Source organism: Schaalia sp. ZJ405 (assembly GCF_011038885.2).
Taxonomy (GTDB): Bacteria; Actinomycetota; Actinomycetes; order Actinomycetales; family Actinomycetaceae; genus Pauljensenia.
Genome location: NZ_CP064952.1, coordinates 1,182,691 through 1,202,936 on the forward strand (window position 1 = coordinate 1,182,691; position 20,246 = coordinate 1,202,936).

Annotated in this window: 16 protein-coding genes and 1 tRNA gene; 3 read left to right on the forward strand and 14 right to left on the reverse strand. The window is 57.3% G+C overall.

All coding sequences use genetic code 11. From position 1 onward, the window contains the following. Positions 1–38 precede the first annotated feature (38 nt). Both G7Y41_RS04870 and der read left to right on the forward strand, forming a co-directional pair. Positions 39–1,622, forward strand: coding sequence for a UDP-N-acetylmuramoyl-L-alanyl-D-glutamate--2,6-diaminopimelate ligase (locus G7Y41_RS04870; RefSeq protein WP_165315348.1), 1,584 nt, complete (start codon positions 39–41; stop codon positions 1,620–1,622). A gap of 107 nt (positions 1,623–1,729) precedes the next feature. Next, a complete protein-coding gene (gene der / locus G7Y41_RS04875) occupies positions 1,730–3,217 on the forward strand; it encodes a ribosome biogenesis GTPase Der (RefSeq protein ID WP_269207966.1) in 1,488 nt (495 codons plus the stop codon). Between the two features lie 51 nt (positions 3,218–3,268). Here der and G7Y41_RS04880 read toward each other — a convergent pair whose 3' ends face one another. After that, a complete protein-coding gene (locus tag G7Y41_RS04880; RefSeq protein ID WP_165315350.1) occupies positions 3,269–3,574 on the reverse strand; it encodes a type II toxin-antitoxin system RelE/ParE family toxin in 306 nt (101 codons plus the stop codon). Positions 3,575–3,577: 3 nt separating this feature from the next. Then, positions 3,578–3,877: a type II toxin-antitoxin system RelB/DinJ family antitoxin gene (locus tag G7Y41_RS04885; protein WP_165315351.1), complete on the reverse strand. Its 300-nt coding sequence runs from the start codon at positions 3,875–3,877 to the stop codon at positions 3,578–3,580. 273 nt (positions 3,878–4,150) lie between these two features. Here G7Y41_RS04885 and G7Y41_RS04890 point away from each other — a divergent pair, with 273 nt between their 5' ends. Next, positions 4,151–5,260, forward strand: a complete 1,110-nt coding sequence (locus G7Y41_RS04890) for a WD40/YVTN/BNR-like repeat-containing protein (protein ID WP_165315352.1) — start codon at positions 4,151–4,153, stop codon at positions 5,258–5,260. A 48-nt stretch (positions 5,261–5,308) separates the two neighbouring features. Here the strand turns inward: G7Y41_RS04890 and G7Y41_RS04895 are convergent, their stop codons facing one another. From G7Y41_RS04895 to xerD, 12 genes are all read right to left on the reverse strand, one after another. Beyond that, positions 5,309–7,384, reverse strand: a complete 2,076-nt coding sequence (locus G7Y41_RS04895) for a glycoside hydrolase family 2 protein (RefSeq protein ID WP_165315353.1) — start codon at positions 7,382–7,384, stop codon at positions 5,309–5,311. 88 nt (positions 7,385–7,472) lie between these two features. Next, the gene (hemQ, locus tag G7Y41_RS04900) at positions 7,473–8,327 is read right to left on the reverse strand and encodes a hydrogen peroxide-dependent heme synthase (protein WP_231367231.1); all 855 of its coding nucleotides are present in this window, start codon (positions 8,325–8,327) and stop codon (positions 7,473–7,475) included. Positions 8,328–8,344: 17 nt separating this feature from the next. Continuing rightward, the gene (locus tag G7Y41_RS04905; RefSeq protein ID WP_231367232.1) at positions 8,345–9,409 is read right to left on the reverse strand and encodes a ferrochelatase; all 1,065 of its coding nucleotides are present in this window, start codon (positions 9,407–9,409) and stop codon (positions 8,345–8,347) included. Between the two features lie 279 nt (positions 9,410–9,688). After that, positions 9,689–13,297: a tetratricopeptide repeat protein gene (locus G7Y41_RS04910; RefSeq protein ID WP_196819455.1), complete on the reverse strand. Its 3,609-nt coding sequence runs from the start codon at positions 13,295–13,297 to the stop codon at positions 9,689–9,691. 312 nt (positions 13,298–13,609) lie between these two features. Beyond that, positions 13,610–13,683 (reverse strand) — tRNA-Pro (locus tag G7Y41_RS04915). Between the two features lie 95 nt (positions 13,684–13,778). After that, positions 13,779–14,546 (reverse strand): (d)CMP kinase, encoded by a 768-nt coding sequence (gene cmk / locus G7Y41_RS04920; protein ID WP_196819456.1) that lies wholly within the window; start codon positions 14,544–14,546, stop codon positions 13,779–13,781. Between the two features lie 21 nt (positions 14,547–14,567). After that, positions 14,568–15,731, reverse strand: a complete 1,164-nt coding sequence (locus G7Y41_RS04925) for a prephenate dehydrogenase (protein WP_165315453.1) — start codon at positions 15,729–15,731, stop codon at positions 14,568–14,570. A gap of 97 nt (positions 15,732–15,828) precedes the next feature. Continuing rightward, on the reverse strand, positions 15,829–16,578 hold the full coding sequence (locus tag G7Y41_RS04930; RefSeq protein WP_165214724.1) for a pseudouridine synthase: 750 nt from the start codon (positions 16,576–16,578) through the stop codon (positions 15,829–15,831). Beyond that, positions 16,575–17,165, reverse strand: a complete 591-nt coding sequence (gene scpB, locus G7Y41_RS04935) for an SMC-Scp complex subunit ScpB (RefSeq protein WP_165214727.1) — start codon at positions 17,163–17,165, stop codon at positions 16,575–16,577. The genes G7Y41_RS04930 and scpB overlap by 4 nt, the downstream gene beginning before the upstream one ends. Then, the gene (locus tag G7Y41_RS04940; RefSeq protein ID WP_231367404.1) at positions 17,158–18,030 is read right to left on the reverse strand and encodes a segregation and condensation protein A; all 873 of its coding nucleotides are present in this window, start codon (positions 18,028–18,030) and stop codon (positions 17,158–17,160) included. The genes scpB and G7Y41_RS04940 overlap by 8 nt, the downstream gene beginning before the upstream one ends. Positions 18,031–18,154: 124 nt before the next feature. Further along, positions 18,155–19,018 (reverse strand): ParA family protein, encoded by an 864-nt coding sequence (locus tag G7Y41_RS04945; protein WP_165214733.1) that lies wholly within the window; start codon positions 19,016–19,018, stop codon positions 18,155–18,157. Between the two features lie 178 nt (positions 19,019–19,196). After that, positions 19,197–20,126 carry a site-specific tyrosine recombinase XerD gene (gene xerD, locus G7Y41_RS04950; protein ID WP_165315356.1) on the reverse strand — a complete coding sequence of 310 codons (930 nt, stop codon included), beginning with the start codon at positions 20,124–20,126 and terminating at the stop codon, positions 19,197–19,199. Between the last annotated feature and the right edge of the window lie 120 nt (positions 20,127–20,246).

A 20,246-nucleotide genomic window follows, 5' to 3' on the forward strand; every position in this document is an offset into this window, starting at 1 on the left:
GACGCACGTTGACGTCGACACGCACTACAGTGAGAGCCATGACTTCGGTGACAGATATCCGACCTACCGCGCAGCCTCTTGCCCTTGATGAACTGCTCAAAGGGGTTTCCGTTGAGTGCATTCATGTGCCTCGGGTGGGGCGTATCGAAGATGTCACTGACGCTGCGGTGAAGTCCGTCCTCGTTTCCGGCGTTACCGTGGCAACCGATGACTGCGAGCCAGGGTGGGGCTTTGTCGCAATTGCGGGGCTGAAACATCACGGAGCTGAGTTCTCACAAAAGGCCGTTGATGTGGGAGCGGTGGTCATCATCACCGATTCGGATGGTGTTGACGCTGCCTGCGCAACGAGTCCACGGGTCCCCGTTGTCGTTGTCGACGACCCGCGTCGAAGCGCGGCCGTCCTCGCTGCGAACATGTATCGCAAGCCCGCCCGCGATCTCGTGACGATGGCGATTACGGGAACAAATGGGAAAACAACAACCTCGTACCTCATGCGTGCGGCCATCGCTTCGCGCTATCCCAAGGCCTCACTGTGTGGGACGATTGAAACTTCAGTGGGTTCCGTTCGTTTTCTCTCCAGTCGGACAACCGCCGAAAGCCCCGTGATCGAACGTTTCCTTGCGTTGACTCGCGAGGAAAACTGCGGGGCAGCAATTATTGAGACCTCCTCCCATGCGATGTCACTCAACCGCGTTGACGGAATTGTTTTCGATGTCGCGGGATTCACCAATCTTCAACACGATCATTTGGATTACTACGGGGACTTTGAGAACTACTTCCTGGCCAAGAAACAGCTGTTCACGCCGGAACATTCACGCCAGGGCGTTGTCTGCGTTGACGATCAGTGGGGGCAGCGTCTGGCCCGCGAAGCTTCGGTGCCGGTGACAACAGTTTCCGCATTGACGGACCACCCAGCCGACTGGACGGTCAAAGACATCCACGCTGACACTCGGATCGGGCGTCTCGTTTTTACTCTTGTTGATCCTGACGGGACTCCCCACCTTGTTCGGATGCCGATCCTGGGTGAAGTGAATGTCCAGAACTCCGCCGTTGCGATCATCGCCGCAGTGCAGTTGGGATTCCCTTTGGCTGAGGTCATTGACTCCTACGAGAATGCGCCGCAGATTCCCGGTCGGATGCAGAAGATCAATGAACGCAACGACGCTGAACCACTGGTGCTCGTTGACTACGCTCACACTCCCGAAGCTCTCGAATGGACTCTTCGCTCCGCCAGACAGCTGACATCTGGGACGCTTCATATTGTTTTTGGCACTGACGGTGACCGCGACCCATCCAAGCGTGAGAAACTTGCCGCCGTTGCCGCCGCCGAAACTGACATCCTGTGGGTGACCGATGAGAATCCACGATTCGAGGATCCCCAATCAATTCGGGATCAGCTGCTTCGCGGCGTTCGGTCGGTGCGCCCCGCCCTCGACAATGTTCATGAAGTCCTTACTTGCCGTCGCGACGCCGTGCGCAGGGCTATTTTCGCCGCTCAACCCGGGGACACGGTGATGGTCACAGGTAAAGGTCCTGAGTGGTATCAAGACATTGAGGGCGTCAAACATGTCTACTCCGACATTGACGTCTCCCGTGAAGTCCTCCACTATTACGGGAAATAGTTCACCTCACTTCGTGGACATTTCCCCATTCAACGTAGACTGACGGGGTGAATGACGACTTTTCCCCCGAAGAATTCGACGAACCCACCTCCAGCGATGCTCCGGGCATCGCAGGCAGCACCCGTGGCGGCTCCGAGGACCCCCAACCCAACGGGGTAGACGACGAGGCACGCGCCCGTGCCATGCGGGCCAGCCTCGAACAGTTCGAGCTTGACGACGAGGACATAGCGATTCTCTCCGGAGAGGGCGAATTCGTTGACGCTGAGGAATCATCCGCGGGGCTTCCCGTTCTCGCCGTTGTTGGTCGGCCCAACGTTGGGAAATCAACGCTGGTCAATCGCATTCTTGGTCGCCGCGAAGCCGTTGTTCAAGACACCCCCGGTGTGACCCGTGACCGCGTGTCCTATCCAGCGGAATGGGCTGGACGTGACTTTACCCTCGTCGACACCGGCGGATGGGAAGTTGATGTCAAGGGACTTGATCGTTCCGTCGCCGAACAGGCCGAGATCGCTGTTGATCTGGCTGATGCGGTCGTCCTCGTCCTCGATGCCACCGTTGGGGTTACCGCCTCGGATGAGCGCATCGTCAGTATGCTTCGCCAGAAGAAACGCCCCGTTGTCTTGGCCGCAAATAAGGTTGACTCTCAGATGCAAGAGGCGGACGCAGCGATGCTGTGGTCGCTCGGTATGGGTGAGCCTCACCCAATTTCCGCGCTTCACGGACGAGGGACCGGTGACCTTCTTGATGCCGTCCTCGATGTGTTGCCAGAAGAATCGGCGCACGCTCAGGCTTTGTCTCTTGACGGGCCACGCCGCGTCGCCCTCGTCGGACGCCCAAATGTTGGCAAATCGTCGCTACTCAATTCACTCGCCGGCAAAGAACGTGTGGTCGTCAATGAGCTGGCAGGAACAACTCGCGATCCCGTTGACGAGATGATCACTCTTGATGACCGTCCGTGGTGGTTCATCGACACAGCGGGAATCCGCCGCAAAATGCACCGAACAACCGGTGCCGACTACTACGCGTCGATCCGCACGCAGGCAGCCATTGAAAAGGCCGAGGTCGCGTTGGTTCTTTTCGACGGGTCCACTCCCCTGACCGAGCAGGATGTGCGTGTGGTTCAGCAGGTCGTTGACGCCGGACGTGCCCTGGTGATCGTCAATAACAAGTGGGATCTTGTTGATGAGGAACGTCAGCAGGCGTTGAAGGCTGAGTTAGAGCGGGAGCTGGTTCAGGTCGCTTGGGCCCCGCGCATTAACCTGTCGGCAAAAACGTCGTGGCATACCAACCGGATTACCCGCGCCCTCGATACCGCGCTTGACGGCTGGCAGACTCGTATTCCAACGGGACGCTTCAATGCGTTCCTCGGTCAGCTTGTTGCCGCAAACCCCCATCCGCTGCGCGGCGGGAAGCAACCTCGGATCCTCTTCGGCACTCAGGTGTCGTCGATGCCCCCGCGTTTTGTTCTTTTCACGACCGGGTTCCTTGACCCAGGCTACCGGCGATTCATCGAACGGCGACTCCGTGAAGAATTCGGATTCGTTGGTTCCCCGATCCAGATTTCGGTTCGCGTGCGCGAACGTAAGAGACGATAGGTCGTAGCCAATCGCAAGGAGTGCTCTGCCCAACCGTACACGCAGTCCGTTTTAGAGTTCTGGGCCGTTAAAAAGATCTTGGTGTGAGCCGATACGAATGAAACGGATGATCTGCTTACCGACGTGCTGAGAGTAGATCACAAGAACATCGAAACGCCCTTCTTGCAGATGCAATTCCCAGTACCCAGTGTACGTCGCACGCGGATTCGTCAGCGGGTGAGGATTATAGCCAGGAGGGATTCCACCAAGGTCTTCAATCGCATAGATCAGCTCATCTATTTCTTCGTGAAGGTGAGGGTGTGTGCGAATCAATCGCTTAAGGTCTGTGCGAAACTGCGGGTCGAAAAGAACATCCATGACTCAGTCTTCCACAAGCGCAGCAACACCTCGCTTGTGGTCATAGGGAATCCCATCGTCCACTATCTCACCAGCACGTATGGCTTCAGTGTGAGCGATAGCGCGCAGTGTGGTCTCATTCGGCGTGCGATATAAGGCAGGATGAATCGGCAAAGCTTGTTCTCGAATGGCCTGCTTGAGAAACATGTTTAACGCCGTGGAAATATCCAATCCTAAAGACCTGAACAGTTCCTCAGCTTGGCGTTTGGTCGTCGCATCAGTACGGAAGTTAATCCTCGCTGGGTCCACGACAGGAGCACTCATTTCACCCTCACAGTTTATCCATTGCATGTACAGTGTACGCTAATTATACCACTCGCCTTCCGTCGATGAAAGGAGAGCCACCACATCAAGCACGACCGCCAGACACTTGCAAGCCGGGCAAAGAACCACAACACACACTGCGTATCCTCTGTCGAAAGGTCACCAACGGGGACTCTCTCAATCTCCTGCGCGTTCGCTTCTGAGCTTTCCGCAAGCCTCCCGTGGTTTCTCGACTAGTCTGAATCAGTAGGTCCATGCGTGAGAGGAAACCCGATGAGCAGCTCCAACAACGCGCCCTCTGTGAGACCCTCATCTCGTGTTATTTCCGCCGATACCCCAAAACCTGGGGTTGTCGAATGGTCATTACTCATCGTGGTTATCACCGGAATGCCCTTAGTCGTCTTCGGCGCTCCCGGGATCTATCGCTTCCTCTCATTTCCACCATTTACGTGGAGATTTGCTCCATTGATTGAGTTGATCCTCATCCCGGTCACCACAATTTCACTGATCATTCTCATCTATGCATCCATAGTGCGGATCCTCCAGCGAGGACCGATGACGAGGAAAGTCAGCCGCCTTCTCTTCGCTACCGTGACCGTACTGGTTCTTGTTCCGATCACAGTGCTTATCGCATTCGGAGGGGTCCTCATTACCGCGTTCGGCCCGCTGTCGGCAAAGTCCTTCCTTCCCATTGACGGATACTACGTCTTCGATGAAGGTTTCTCGGACCCAGTAATCACCAGATATCGCGCTCATGGCATTGTGTTTATGGATCACTCACGTGATGTTGATTTCGGCCCTTCAGGTGATGGAGCCCGCTCGCCCTCGTCCCCGAAAAGCTCCACGGGCACTCCGGGCAGCACACAGGAAAACCCCTCCACGCCGAAGGTTTCCGAACAGACGAATGCGTGTATGCCCGACGAATCCGTGAGCAGCTCAGATGTGCGCGACACGACCACCGTTGATCCCGACAATACCCTCATCGGAATTGTTGAAGGCCCCCGCGCGGGGTCTTACGCCCCTCAGTGTCTGGCCACCAGCACCGACCAGGGTGAACACTGGAAACTCACAACAATTCCGTCGGTCACCGGGACTTTCTATCGTTTCGTCGTCGCCGATGCGAACACGTGGGTCCTTGGGCTTGGAACTGCATCTGAGGCCGCTCCCCCGATTCACATCACCACGGATCGAGGGGCAACATGGCATGAGATTACCCTCCCCATTCCTGTCACTGATATCACCGAAGGTTTCCTTGAATCCGCAAGCACCTCTGGTCACGCCATTACCGTCACAACCAGCACTCCGGACTGGCTAGCAACTCAGCCCACAGACTCCATCGGATTCACATTCACGTCCCTCGACAACGGTCTGACGTGGAAATAAACACCAGCTCAGGTCACTGAACGCCGAGCAAATATCGGGGAACAATGCTCATAATTCCTCGCACTTGGTCGAAGAAGGCTCACTACCCCCACGGTGGCGAGCAAATGCCTCAGCCAGTTGTGTATTGAGCTCACGCATCGTGGCAACATCAACTTTGAGTACGCGCCGGTCCGCCGTCATCAGACCGTTCGTTTCCGCTTCAACATCACTGACCTGCGTATATGTGCACGCGGCTAGCCCCGCGGAAATCAGAGGAACCAGTTGTGAACAGTACAGCTCGGTGAGTGCCTCAACGTACTCGTCAGCAGAGGCGAAGAACCTGTACCCATATTCCGGTGTCGCCTCCCACGTGTGCCCGGGGACCGCATAGTTCAACCCCGCGAACTCCGAAAGATAGAACGGACGAGGGTCACGCGCAGGCGGTGCAACAAGACGCAACACGTAGCGGTGGCGCGAGCGAAAATCCCCGCATGAACAGCCCTGATCAAACCACCCCGATGTTGCATCAACGAGGCGCGTCGGATCCGTTCGACGTGTCAACTTGTCAACGCGCCGGGCATCAAACTGGCCCCATCCCTCATTGAACGGCACCCACACGATAATCGACGGATGAACCTCAAGATGGTGAATCGTCGCGATCCAGTCATTGAGGAACTCTGCGCGGCTCGCCGCGTCATAGCGTCCGGTTCTCCTGAGGAACAGGGGCCCGCGGTCCGGCATCGTCAATCCCGTTGCCTGCACCACTCCAGATGCTCGAATCCCAAGGGGTGCTCGGCCACCCGACACGCCGTCTTGAACGACGACCATTCCCAGTTGATCGGCCAGGGCGTAGAAGCGCCGCGACTCCACCTTGATGTGCGTCCGCACACCATTGAACCCCATCTTTTTCAGCGTCTGAAGGTCATGCGCTAACGCGTCCTCGCTCGGCGCCGTCATTCCCGACTCTGGCCAGTAGCCTTGGTTCAGAGGAGCGTTGAGGAGAAAAGGACGTCCATTCAGCTCAATGTGGGCTAAGGCTCCCCCGGCGTCTGTCCCTTGTTCCTTTCGCTTTCTTTGTTCCCTGTGCTCTCTTTCTTCTCTGCGCTGTCTGTGCTGCCCCGCAGCGGAATCTGTTCTTTTCCCTGCGGTCTCAGCGCTGAGTGTTTCACCGTGTCCTGCGCAAGCCAGCTCGTCCTCGTCCCCGGAACTTCCGCCAGCCACGTTGAGTGGTGCGCCCTGAGCAACCGCGACCGTACGCAGACCACACAACGACCGAACGGAATCGGTATCCGTCACCACCGTCAGTGAATACAGGTGAGGGTCGTGCGGACTCCACGGGTGAGGATTCTCAACGCGGATATCACATGGACGGTTCGTTTCACCGTGGACCACAACTTCGGAAAAGTTGCGGTCTCGCAGAACGATCTTCACGGGTTGACTCGCAGCATTCGTTGACACGAGAACACTCAGCGTCTGCATATCCGAGCCAGTGCGAGTTGCAACCCGGGTGATCGCCTGCTCTGGAAGAGGTTCCATCCATACGCTCTGCCAAATTCCCGACGTCGACGTGTACCAAATTCCCCCGGGCTTGAGTGATTGTTTGCCACGCTGCTGCATTCCGTGATCCGTGGGGTCGCGCACAACAACCCGCAGGCGAAATTCATGACCCACGCAGCTGGGCACCTGAGCGGAAAAGGGCAGGTATCCGCCCCTGTGAATCGTCACGAGGGAATCGTCGATCCACACGGCAGCCTCGTAGTCAACGGCCTCAAAATTGATGACGACGCGTCTGCCTCGCCAGCTTTCAGGGATCGTCACATTGCGCTGGTAGACCAGTGTCTGGGTCGGCTCAAAGGGCAAACCCACGCCGCTGAGTTCAGTTTCAATTGCGAAGGGCACTCGGATTTGTCCCGAATGCAGGGGTTGAGACTTCCCCAGCGCGCCTGTAGTCCCCGCGTTTCCCTCGTTTCCCCATTGACGAGGACGAGGCTGCGGCTCACCAAACACCGCGTAGTCCCACCAGCCGTTGAGGCACTCCCACTCATCTCGAACGAGCATCGGACGAGGATAATGAGCAAGCGGAACGCGCTGCGGATCGGATGCAAGTTCCTCACCCCAGGGCGTGCGGATCGTGGATGCCACCATGTATGGAATCGTAGTTCGCACCCGATCATTTCTCTGACCGATACCACAGCTCACGGCAAAGACAAGCAGCCCTGCCCCGTTTTAACCGTTACAGAGCTTTCTCCCCGTTACAGCACTCTTGACCGCATTCACAACCCGAGTCGGCGTAGCTAGCCTGGCGCTGAGCCCATTCGTGTAGTTCTACACGCGGACCAGTGAAGAATGGGGTGTCTTCACGCACGAATAGACGCGCCTCTGATTCACGTTGCTTACGTAAGACGCTCATGATGCGCTCGATTGAGTCCGCTTCCAACGCGATTGTCCACTCATAGTCACCGAGGGCAAAAGCTGAAAGGGTTGAAACTTTCACATCCATGTGGCCTGCCCCGTTCATGCCGTGTTCGCGCAGCATCGCTGAACGACGACTTTGCGGCAGGTAGTACCAATCCCATGAGCGAATGAAAGGATAGACGGCCACGTAGGGACGAGGAGCGACCCCGCCAAAACACGCTGGCAAGTGACGCGCATTGAATTCCGCCGGGGTGTGAGTTGCCATTGCCGACCACACTGGTTCAAGGTGTGCTCCTAGCTGAGAGCGCACGATCTCATGATAAGCGGCCTGGAGCTTTTCGGGTGAGTCTGCAAGCGCCCAGAACAGCAGATCAGCATCAGCGCGAAAACCTGCCACATCGTACCAACCACGAATCGTTACTCCCGTGGATTGGAGGGCCTCCAGGAGATTTTCAACCAGCGCACCGCGGCCTTCAGATGGAAGAGGAAGGCCGCTGCGGAAAACCGACTGGAGGGAAAAGTGACGCTGCGCATTGACAATGTCCGGATCAATACCGGTTTCGTCACGGGGATCAGGGACGTACGCGGGGCGCTGACCGTGACCATCGTGACCCACGTGTCCGTTCCCGTCCTGGGCTGCTCCTGGGTGCTGATGTGAGTGTGGTGCGTTCATTGCAATACTCCTGTGGATCATTCTTCGCGTTGATGAAAAAGTGTGGGTAGTACCTGGTATTCGCGGTGCGGCAGACAGCATTTATTTCCGCAAAGTCCGAGACTCCATGCGCTATTTGCGGGGGCTGCACCTTCTGCGCTGGCGATATTTGCCTGTTCAATCAGTTCAACGAGTGACGCGATAAATTGAGGATGGACACCAGCTGTTGCTGCGCGTACATAGCGCAGTCCGAGGTTGCGAGCCGTCGCTTTGGCTTCGGTGTCAAGATCGTAAACGACTTCCATATGGTCGTGAATAAAGCCGATCGGTAATACGACTACTGACTCTACGCCCGCATTTTTCAGTTCAGCGAGCCGATCATTAATATCCGGTTCAAGCCACGGTTGATGTGGCGGACCAGAGCGTGAGCAAAATGCCAAGTCAACCGGTATTTCTCGACCAAGACGGGCCGACAGCTCAGTACATAGCTGCATCCCGAAATCTAGATGCTGGCGTTTATAGTCTGAAATGGTGACACCGTTACCCGAGTTTTCATTCATTGCCGTGGGAATGGAATGGGTAACGAGCACTAAGTGCGCCTGTGGGTCAGCTGCCAATGGCGCTAAAGCAGCATCTACATTCGCAGCGAAGAAACCTGAAGTATGAAAATAGGCTGGAATCCGCGAAAGGGTGAAGCGGTTTGCAATCTCAGGTCCTAGCTCGGTCAATGCCTCAGCCAGATTCTCCCGGTACTGACGGCAACCCGAATAACTCGCATAGGCAGCTGTGAAAATACATAGCACGCGATGTAAGCCTTGAGCATCAAGTTCGCGCAGCGTATCGGTGAAGTAGGGGGTCCAATTCCTGTTGCCGATTACCACCGGCACTGGCACGTGCGAAGCGATCGCTGTGCGTAGTTCTTCATTGCGTTCGTTGATTGGGCTGGATCCGCCAAAAAGTTTGTAGTGCTCACTCACCATGAGTAGACGTTCATCGGGGATGCCTCGCCCACGGGTCGCATTGCGCATGAAAGGGAGGACATCGTCCATCTGACGTGGCCCACCGTAGGAGCAGAGCATGATTGCATCGAAGTTCATCACCATGCATTTCCCTTTCATGAGTATGAACCCGTTTTCCCCTCGTGAAATGACGTCCAGAGAACGCGGGAGCACCCTTGAGCGGAGCCACGTTGATATTACCTTGAGGCAGGAATTCTTCGAGGGAAAACAGAATACTGTTTCAGGCCCTATCAATCCCAACACGTCGGAGGCTCCGAAAGGGTGAGAATACACGTACGTGCAGCTCGTGCATGGTTATAACACCATTAATCGTCTACTCGAACGCAACGTGCTTTTCACTTTCCTTGACTCCGCGTTCCACGCTCACAGATAGTTGAGGACGACGCCGAGCCCGACCACGAAGTCGATAACAGAAAGAACTATGCACAGCGCTTTGGGGGTGAGGAAGGCTCCGTCGATGGGCTTGATTGTTAGCAACATCGAGGAAATCATGAGCAGCGCAGCTACCGACAGCGTGCGGGCGACTGGCACATTCGTCAGTACGGCGCACACGACCAACACCACAGCCACGGCGTAGACGGCGACGAAGCCGATTGTGCGCAGGCGGGGATGACGCCCCTCGGGGTCGTTGAGCATCGGAAGTGGAGTCATCACCATGCCGGTCGGGGCAAGAATTGCGGCCACAAGTGTGAAGGGCCACCAGGTGAAGTGCCGTCCACGTACAACAGTTGTTGCGGCAGGCGGAGTGGTCGGCGCAACGACGAAGCTCTCCGGCGCGGTGACGGCGGTGCGGAGTCCTCGTCCCGGTGAAACCAACTGGCGTGCCAAAACGGGTACGAATGCCAGGAAAGCGACGAGTCCGATCGCAAGGAACAGAATCGTGAAGTTAGCGGGGCCTCCTCCCCACGAGAAATGCACCACGAGCAGCGAGGTCACAGCGACGGCAAAGACGGGGGAAAAGAGCACGTGCCATCCTGCTGAACTACGACTCGTCATGCGCTGGCGCAGCCAAGTCGAGACCCTATTGCCTACCAGGAAAGAAGCGATCCAGGGAGCAAGCCGGGAATTACGCAGCGCGACACCAAGGCCGGTGAGTACGGACAGGATCATGGCAGCGATGCCAGGTGCAGGTGAACGCGGCTTGCTGTGGGCAGCGAAAGCCCAGGTAGTGGGAACAGCCTTGGAGACGTCAAGGCCTGTGTCGTAGACCTCGCGGTCGGGACGCAGCCCTTCAGTGGTTCCACGAAGCGAGGGGTCAAGACTGACTGCCTTTGCCCAGGCGCCCTGTGACTGGAGTGCCGCTTTGAAGCCCTCGCGTTCGGCCAGCATGACCGAAAGGTTTGCCCAGCCAAGCGCATAGTCGTGATTTGCTGTCACGGCCTGACGTAGAAGCGTCAGAGCCTCGTCTTTCTCACCGTTTTCGTAGCGCAAAAGCGCGGTGTTGTTGAGCGCGGCGAAAGTGGTGGCGTCTTTCTTGGTCACTTCCTCATATTCGGGCAGCGCTTCCTCGGTCTTCCCATTCTCTTGCAAAGCCCAGGCGTAGTTTTCCTGGTAGACCGGGGATGTGGGATCTGCTTCGTGAGCAGCCTGAGCGTAGACCAGCGCCTGGGCGGGATCGGTGCCCTGTTTAAGCATGATGGCCGCGAGATTGTTCGAGGCCGCGGCGCGCAAGGCTGAAAGTTCCGCAGATAAACGACCGTTGAACGAATTGAGATCGAGAAGGTGGGCATCGATAGCGGACAGAACCTCGGTGAAGGAGGAAGCAGCCTGGTTGAGATCCTCCAAATCAAGGTAAATCTCCCCCTTACGCTGCCAAATGAGGGCGGGGATCTCTACCTTATGAGAGGGGCTAAGGTGAGATGAGGCCTCCGGATCATTGCAACGTTCTAGGGCGGAATCGAGCACCTTGAGAGCTTCCCGAGCCGAACCTGCGGCATCAAGGGCAATACCGAATCTTGCTTGGGACAGACAAACTTTGATTCGCCCATCAAATACCATGCCTGAAACTCGGTCGTAGACGTCAACAAGCTCCTCCAGAGCGCTGGCTGAGGTGGCAAAGTCCCCCTGGAGGTAGGCAAGGTCGGCCGTATCGTCAAGGAGTCGGGTATAGGTATCGTAATCGTCACTACCTCTGGCGTTTAGGTCGTTCAATTCCTGTTTCACCAAGGCACGTGCCCGCTCAAACTGCCCATACTCCTTCAGAAGAGCAACTGCGTTGAACCCTTCATCATCGGTATGAGGAACGTCGGTATTATCACCTTGGAGTATCTGGATCTTGAGCTTGCTCGCCTTGCCGAGAGCAAAATCCTCAGTGATGACCCGAGACGCGATGTAGTCCGTGTCGTCAGGAAACAGGGAGTTGAAGCTTACTGTGCCTCCCCCCATGCCGCCTGCCCCGACATCGCCCGAGCGCGGTCGCTGGAGAATCTGCGCCATCGCGTTTGCTGTGTAAGGGATACCAAAATACGCGTAGCCCTTGAAGTCTTTGTATGACTGCTCGGGAATGGTGACAGCAAGGCGCTGAGAGCTCTCGTGAGGCTGAGCAATGATGGAAGCAGCCTGATCGTAGTCACCAAGCGCTGCATGCACCCCGGCCAGACTGCCCCAGAGAGGAGATTCTGGCTTGATCTCGTGGCTAATCTGCGCCGCGGCATCCTTGGCAGCCTCCTCCTGCTGGAGAAGAATCAGAGCACGGGTTGCCGTGAGTCCAGCTTCGGGAATCGAGGCAAGTGAACGAGCTTTGTTGGCGTTACTGAGCGCCTGCTCATACAGCCTCGTCTTGTTGAACCCGAAGGAGAAGAGGTAAGCTTGAGTAATCTGAGCCCACGCGAGCGCGGCATATCCGGTGGCTGAATCTGGGTGCCGATCAACGAACTCCTCCCACGGGGCAACCAGGTTATCCGGCTCCTTGGATACCATGATCTTGTAGTTCACTGTAGCTTCAAAGTAGTCGATGGAGCGTGTATCTGCACAGCTGGCAGCAACGCGCTCGCGGAAGCTTTCCTTCTCCTGCTCCCACTGCTCATTCTGAGTGGCCCAATCGGAGGCTGCAATCTTCGTCAGGGCAAAAAGGTTGGATGATGCCTCACATGAAACAGATGTGTCCAGAAGCTGTGTCCACAGGCTGTAGGCAGCCGAGACCAGGTAAGAATTTGGATTACCCGCAATGATGTTGGAACCTGGTTCACCGAGAGGAGGTGAGCCGACCGACTGGAGGAACAGACCAGCGGCAAGATTGTTGAGGTTTTTCTGCTCTTTCTTCGTTAGTTGATCCATGTGTGGCCAGATCGAGGCGATCTGGGAATCGACCTCATCATCGCGGAATCCCCGAAAACCCTCACCCTCATAGGCGCGAAGGTCGAAATCTTCATACGAGCCAGACGAGAATTTCTCAGGAGGAGCTAGGTGCTGGTACCAGCCGATGATCGTGTCTGCCAGCCCGTCAACGCCGAGTGGTTCAGAGACAGCCTCAAAGTAGCTGCGCCACTGCTCGATTGTGACTCCCTCTTCTTTGGAAAGTTCAAACGGAAACTTGGTGGCGGACGGGCTGTCATGGTCGAAGATCGGGAAAGTGTCGACGTCATAGTCCGTCCCAGATCCAGCCGGTGCCAAGGCGTAGACGTCTGGTGATTCGCCTGTGGCATTGGGATCCTGACCATTCAGGTAGAGCGAGTCGACGCTCGCCCGAGCAGCCAGAGGGAAGCCAAGCGACACCACGATGCCGAGAACAAGGACCGTCAGAGCGATCACCTGAGCGGCGCCCCAGCGCGAGCGTAGACTTCGACGTTGCTTTGCAGGTCGTGCCGGTGACACGGGGACGAAGGGCTCCGGATTGGGCGCAGTGAACTGCTCCCCGGAAGTTGGCATACCAAAGGTCGACTCGGTCGCGGGCAAACCCACAGGTCGGCCATCGCGATTTAAGCCGGCAGTGTTCAGGGAATCATTCTGGTCGGGGGGGGGGGGAGAGATCATCGGAAGCAACCTCGATTCCAAGACGGGAACGAGGAAATTTTAGCAGTAACTATGGGAGGCCCGCAGGAAAATTGAACACATCTCCGTCATTGCTAGCTGCATCAGCTTCCTCACCCAAAAGGACGCTGACGAACAGGCTGACTTTCAGCAGCCCTCTCGGAGCCGCGTGCGGCTCTCGTGAGCTCACGCGAGGTGAGAGATGTCAGTGGGATGAGGGTTTCGGGTTATTGGCCAATAGGCCAGATTTGAGAGTAGATCGCCCTGTCAACGATGAAGCCCGGAACCTCAATCGTTGAGATTCCGGGCAAAACGTCGGGCTGGCGGGATTTGAACCCACGACCCCTTGACCCCCAGTCAAGTGCGCTACCAAACTGCGCCACAGCCCGTATCCAGTTGTTGCGCTGCCGAAGCAACCACATGATGATAGCCCGCCAGAGGCCCCTCGTGCCAATTGGTCTACGAGACTCTGATCACGTCGCAATCAGTTCTGGGCAAGGCGCCCGCGCAAGTTCTCATCAACGAGGGCGAGCACCGCGGCAACAACCCCTTCAATACCTAAGCCCGTTGAATCGACGACATCCACGCCCTCGGCAGGTTTCATGAATTCAGCGACCGTCAGATCTGCCTGATCGCGATCATGGACTTGGGCACGAACAATCTCCAGGTGTTCAGGGGAAACATCTCCGTAGAGTTCGAGGGTGCGCCTCTTGAGCCGTGCTTCTTCATCGGCAAGGAGAAGAACCCGCACGTCGGCATCGGGACAGACAACCGTGGTGATGTCACGTCCCTCGGCGATCATGCCCGATCCCAATGCTCGAGCTTCCATCATCCGGCATCGCTGCTCAGTGGCCATCCAGGAACGAACCTTGAGGTTTGTTGAAATGTGGCGAATCTGGAGAGCGATACGGGGCTGACGAATCGCGTCCGTCACTTCCACATCTCCTACCCACAAGTGAGGATTCTCGGGATGGGAGTCCATTCGCAAGTCCATATGTGCCGCCGCCTGAGCAACCGCATCCGTATCGGAGGGATCGAGGCCTTCCTCAAGGACATACCACGTCAGGGCGCGATACATCGCTCCCGTGTCGAGGTAGCCGATTCCCAGACGTGAGGCGAGAATCTTCGAGACGGTGGACTTTCCCGAGCCTGCTGGCCCATCGATGGCGATGGTGATGCCAACTCGTTCAATCGCTGAGTGACGCTGCGCGGTGTCCACGGGGTCTCCGTTCGATAGGGCTGTGATGCTCATCAGACAATGGTGACTATTCGACTAATTGATGGGCGAATGCGCAATCACTCGCCACCCTCGCTCATCAAGAGCCCGTTCGGTTCCGCTGAGTTGAGCCGGATCGATGCTCACGCGTGCAAGACCAACGCGCTGACCTGACGAATGCTCCAGGGCAAGATCTTCAATGTTGACGTTGATCTCCCCGAAATCACCGAAGAGTCTGGCGAGTTCGCCTGGAGCATCGGGAACAAGCACTTCAACTTCCGCATAGCGGCGCGGCGCTCCCCCATGCTTGCCGGGAATCCGGGAGACTCCCTGGTTTCCAGCGGAAATCACACGGTTAACTGCGCCAACGCTCCCCCCGCGTAATGGCCCACGTTCGGCAGCGGCCTCAAGGTGAACAATGAGGTCGTCGAGGTCACTGCGGATCCGCGTGAGAATCTCGCACACAGGTCCGGCATTGCCCGCAAGGATTGCTGTCCACAGTCGAGGATCCGAGGCCGCGATCCGCGTTGTATCCCGAAGCCCTCCACCCGCAAGATCAAGCGCATGAGCCGGTGCTTCCGTCAGACGTGCCGCAAGCATTGAGGCAACGAGTTGCGGGACGTGGGAAACCAGGGCAACAGAACGATCATGCGCCGTCGCATCCATTTCGATCGGCACGGCCCCAACGTCGCCGGCGAGTGCGCGCACCGCCAAAATAGCATGCGGCGAGGACGATTCGTGCGCAACAATCACCCACGGGCTTCCGTAGAAGAGATCGGTATCTGCCGCTCCCGCGCCGGAACGTTCCCGACCGGCCATCGGATGTGATCCGACGTAACGACTGGCAATCGTTGGGTCACCAAGGCGCTGGGATTCAGCGAGTACATCGGCAACAACAGCAACCTTGACTGAGGCGACATCGGTGACAATCGCCTCCGGGTAGGTTCTCAGAGCCTCGATGACACACACGTCAGCGACGTCTGGGGGAACGGCAACAACCACGAGGGCGGGAACGACATCAGGAGCATCTGCCCGAGGTGTTCCAGCTCCGATATCTTGAGCGAGCCGAAGTGACGTTGGAGATGTGTCATCAAGGATGACGTCGATTCCTCCCGCTCTCAGACACAGGCCCAGCGAAGCGCCCAGAAGCCCGGACCCGATGATGAGGACGGGACCGCGAGTGGCAACAGCCCGCTGCGGTGACGAATGCGTATTTCCCATGTTCGTTGACGATGCGTCCATATCTGCAACAGACGTGTCCCCCGGAGTCGTGGCTTCCTTACCGAGGGATCGCCTACGTTCGGTAGATCCGCTCATCTCAGAGTCCAACGGCACCGTACAGAGCCGTCAGGGCATTGCCTTTGACGCGCCGCGTTGTTCCAGGTTGGAGACGATCGAGGTGGATCGGCCCGAATCCTGTACGCACAAGCTCACGGACAGGGAAACCGACGGCATCCATCATGCGTCGAACAAGTCGGTTACGTCCCTCGTGGACAACGATTTCCACCGTCGTGATGTCACCGTAGGTGTCGACAACGCGGAAAGAATCAACGGCAATGGGTCCGTCTTCAAGTTCGATGCCTTCAAGGAGTCGCCGCTTCACACCGGCTTTGACCTCACCGTGGAGACGAGCAACGTAGGTTTTGCTGATCTCGTAGGACGGGTGCGTCAGCCGGTTTGCCAGTTCTCCGTCGTTCGTGAGCAACAAAAGCCCTGAGGTATCAATGTCGAGGCGCCCAACGTGGTAGAGGCGCTCAGGGTAGTCAGCGATCATGTCGGCAATGGATGGACGACCTTCCGGGTCCGACATCGTCGAGACAACGCCGACGGGCTTATTGATTGCCAGAACAATGTGTTTGGTTTCGTCAAAAATCAGGCGTTCACCATCAACGTGAATCACTTGACGAGTGGGGTCGACGCGCACCCCCTGCGAGCGGACAACCTGTCCGTCCACCATGACACGTCCATCGGCGATCATGTATTCGGCGGCTCGACGCGACGCGACGCCCGCTTGGGAAAGAACCTTTTGTAGGCGGATCCCGCCTTCGACATACGGATCATTCTTCACAGCTGTTCCTCCAGTTCATCCAGCTCAGCGCTGTCGGGCAAATACGGGGCAAGCGGCACCAATTCGTCAAGGGAATTAAAGCCCATTTTCTCCAGGAACATCGGGGTCGTTGCGTAAAGGTGCGCTCCCGATTCCTGCTGGCCGACATCTTCGACCAGTCCCCTTGCCACTAGCGTACGCACCACCGCGTCAACATTCACCCCGCGGATATGCGAGATGCGCGACCGTGAGATCGGTTGGCGATAAGCAATGACAGCAAGTGTCTCTAATGCTGCCTGTGAAAGTTTCGACTGAGCGGTGCCCACAACGAAGCGCCCAACGATATGCGCCCAGGTCGGATTGGAGTAGATACGCCACCCTCCTGCGGTGGCACGTAGCTCAAAGCCCCGAGCCCTCGTTCCCTCGCGTTCTCCCCGGTATTCTGCGGAAAGCTCCTCCAAAGCCTCATTGACGAGGACGGAGTCGACTCCCAGAGCCTCGGCAAGATCTTCCACGTACACGGGCTCGGAAGCAACCATGAGCACGGCCTCAAGTGCCGGAAGAATATCCTCGACGTATTCGTTCACAGTCCCCTCGTCTTCACTCATTCGTATCGCCGTTCATGTACGCAACATCACCATCGGGTGATTGTTCCTCGACATTGTCGCCATTGGGAGAAGTTGTGTCCGATCCCGTCACCGAATCGGACTGAGCCGGCCCGTAGTCGTCAAAGTCCCCGACGTCCTCGTCCTCGCCCCCAACCCAGGAGATGTCGAGATTCCCCAGGGCTTCCTCCTGGTGGAACTCAACTTTGTGGAGACGGAAAAGTTCAAGCAAAGCAAGGAAACGGGAGACGACGACCGCAGTTGAAGCGGCGTCGGCAACGAGCTGATGAAATGTGGCTCGACCGGCGGCGCGAAGTTTGGCGGCGATGATCTGCGCCTGCTGGCGAACTGGAACAACCGGATCATGGAGGTGAGTGACGCTGACCGTTGGTGGCTGCTGCGTCAGCAGATCCGCCAAAATTCGGGCGAGGTCCTCCCCTGTGGCAACCCAGCGAAGTTCAGGAAGGAGCTGGGCGAAATGAGGTTCAAGGGGAACCGACCGAGGAAAATACGCAGCATTCGTTTCGAGGTTCTGGCTGATTGTTGCCGCAGCGGACTTGAATGCGCGGTATTGGAGGAGACGTGAAAAAAGCAGATCGCGTGCTTCGAGGTCCTCGGCGGAGACATTGTGGTCTTCGCCGTCATCGGGCAGTAACTGTGCGGCCTTCATATCGAGGAGCGTGGCTGCAACTACGAGGAACTCGGTTGTGCGCGACAGGTTGGGAAATGCCTGCATGTAGGCGATGAACTCATCCGTCACCTGGGCGAGAGCGATTTGCGTCAGGTCAAGTCGTTTGCGTGCGATGAGCTGGAGGAGAAGATCGAACGGCCCCTCGAAATTCGACAGGTTGACGTGGAACTGATCGATCGTTCCCTGGTGTTCCCGTTCGGATTGGCGAGAAGAATCCCCCGCTTCACTTTCTCCGCGGCCCCCTAAGATCGGCGAAGGAGCGGCGTCAACTCCGTGACCTGACGTCGGTGTTGCGACGGCGTTATGCGGCGTCACCGCGCGCGATGAGTTCACGAGCAAGCCTCCGATAGGCGTGGGCCCCCGGGTGAGATGGCGCATACGTGGTGATCGGCTCCGTAGCGACCGAAGCATCGGGGAACTTAATTGTTCGACCAATGCGCGTGGTGAACAGTAGATCTCCGAAGGCCTCGTCAAGGCGCTGAAGCACCTCGCGAGAATGCAGGGTGCGTTGATCGACCATTGTTGCGACGATGCCGTCGATCGTCAGGCGCGGATTGATGCGGTCGCGAACGGTTTCAATCGTCTCAACAAGTAGCGCAACACCACGCAGGGCAAAAAACTCCGCTTCAACGGGAACAATGACGCCGTGAGCCGCCGTGAGGGCATTGACCGCAAGCAGACCGAGGGACGGCTGACAGTCGATGAGGATGACGTCATAGTCGTCGTCGATCTGACGCAGAACCCGTGCGAGAGCTGACTCTCGTGCGACCTCGGTAACCAGCTGCACTTCGGCTGCTGACAGGTCGATATTCGCGGGAATAATGTCAAGTCCTTCGACATTCGTGTGACAGATCGCATCCCGAGCTTGGGCTTTCGGATTCATCAGCAGCGTGTAAATCGTTTGGTCAAGCTCAAGGGCATTAACTCCCAGCCCAACCGAAGCAGCGCCCTGAGGGTCAAAGTCAACAATGAGAACGCGACGCCCATATTCGGCAAGAGACGCACCCAGGTTGATCGTTGTGGTGGTCTTTCCGACACCGCCCTTTTGATTACACATCGCGATGATCCGGGCGGGCCCGTGCCCAGTCAGCGGAGCGGGTACGGGAAAATCGTCGGCACCGCCGGGGAAGTCGTCGGTCAAGGTGGGCTGCGCATCATGTGTCACAAAGGCAATTCTAGGTCATGAGGACTCCCCTGCCAGACTTTTGGACTGTCACCCCGCATCTGCCACCTATTCGTGCGGCTTCCAACTAAATCTCGCCAGCGCATAGGGCATGAGCGGACACGCCGCTAACGCGTCGCAATAGTGACAGTCCTCCCCCTCCCAAACATAGAGGGAACGCTCAGGCTCGTGCCCGAGGATGGGATGACCGATACATTTCACGCAGCGTCGTCGCCGTGACCTTCGTATAAATCTGTGTTGTCTGCACCGAGGCGTGACCAAGAAGCTCCTGGACATCACGCACAGATGCCCCTCCCTCAAGCAAATGAGTGGCAAAGGAATGCCGAAGCGTATGCGGAGAAATATCACGATCAATCCCAGCGGCAGCGGCATAGCGCTGAATAATTTCCCACGCACTTTGTCGGGAGAGCGCTCGTCCTCGTAAATTCAGGAAAAGAACACCACTGGAATGACCTTTCGCCGCAAGAATTGGCCGAGAACGCACGAGGTACGCCCCAAGTGCCTCCCGCGCATAGTGCCCCATCGGGACGAGACGTTCCTTGCGGCCCTTCCCGAAGAGGCGAACAACCGACAGCTCGTCGTCGAGGTCAATGTCATCGACCGCCAGGCTCACGACCTCCGAAACACGCGCCCCCGTTGCGTAGAGCAACTCAAGGAGAGCGGCATCGCGTAGCGACCGGGCATCATCCCCGCGATGGGCCGCATCCAAGAGGGCAGCAACCTGATCCACGCTCAGGGCTTTGGGAAGATGCTCCCCCTGTTTCGGTGGACGAACCCTGGCCGCAGGATCTAACTGAGCAACCTTCTCTCGAAGAAGAAAACGATGAAAACCGCGAATTGCCGCCGCCGCACGAGCCACGGACGAGGACGCCGCTGGCTTTCCGGTAAGTTTCCCCGACGACAAAGCAGCGAGGTGTTCCTCGACGACTGCCGGAGTCACCGCATCCGCGAGTGTGATGTTACGAGAGTCAAGATCGTCAACGTAGCGAGTGATGTCGCGGCGATAGTTCGACAGCGTGTGCGGTGAAGCACCACGTTCAACACGTAGGTGATCCAACCAATCATTCGAGAGGTCACGCAAGCTTTCCACGGGTCACACCCTAGGTCGAATGTGTGTGAGCAGGTGCGCAAGAGTGCAGCGCGTGTCGGATCCGTAGGTAAAGTCTTAGAATAGTTGAGGAAACCCTACGCCCCGATGTTGGGGCCCGAA

Excerpts from the sequence above, each read along its gene's own strand:
- G7Y41_RS04910 (WP_196819455.1), bottom strand. The coding sequence starts at position 13,297 with ATGATCTCTCCCCCCCCCCCCGACCAGAATGATTCCCTGAACACTGCC.
- scpB (WP_165214727.1), bottom strand. The coding sequence starts at position 17,165 with ATGAGTGAAGACGAGGGGACTGTGAACGAATACGTCGAGGATATTCTT.
- hemQ (WP_231367231.1), bottom strand. The coding sequence starts at position 8,327 with ATGAACGCACCACACTCACATCAGCACCCAGGAGCAGCCCAGGACGGG.
- G7Y41_RS04880 (WP_165315350.1), bottom strand. The coding sequence starts at position 3,574 with ATGGATGTTCTTTTCGACCCGCAGTTTCGCACAGACCTTAAGCGATTG.
- cmk (WP_196819456.1), bottom strand. The coding sequence starts at position 14,546 with ATGAGCATCACAGCCCTATCGAACGGAGACCCCGTGGACACCGCGCAG.
- G7Y41_RS04925 (WP_165315453.1), bottom strand. The coding sequence starts at position 15,731 with ATGGGAAATACGCATTCGTCACCGCAGCGGGCTGTTGCCACTCGCGGT.
- G7Y41_RS04905 (WP_231367232.1), bottom strand. The coding sequence starts at position 9,409 with ATGGTGATGAACTTCGATGCAATCATGCTCTGCTCCTACGGTGGGCCA.
- G7Y41_RS04885 (WP_165315351.1), bottom strand. The coding sequence starts at position 3,877 with ATGAGTGCTCCTGTCGTGGACCCAGCGAGGATTAACTTCCGTACTGAT.
- G7Y41_RS04870 (WP_165315348.1), top strand. The coding sequence starts at position 39 with ATGACTTCGGTGACAGATATCCGACCTACCGCGCAGCCTCTTGCCCTT.
- G7Y41_RS04890 (WP_165315352.1), top strand. The coding sequence starts at position 4,151 with ATGAGCAGCTCCAACAACGCGCCCTCTGTGAGACCCTCATCTCGTGTT.
- G7Y41_RS04895 (WP_165315353.1), bottom strand. The coding sequence starts at position 7,384 with ATGGTGGCATCCACGATCCGCACGCCCTGGGGTGAGGAACTTGCATCC.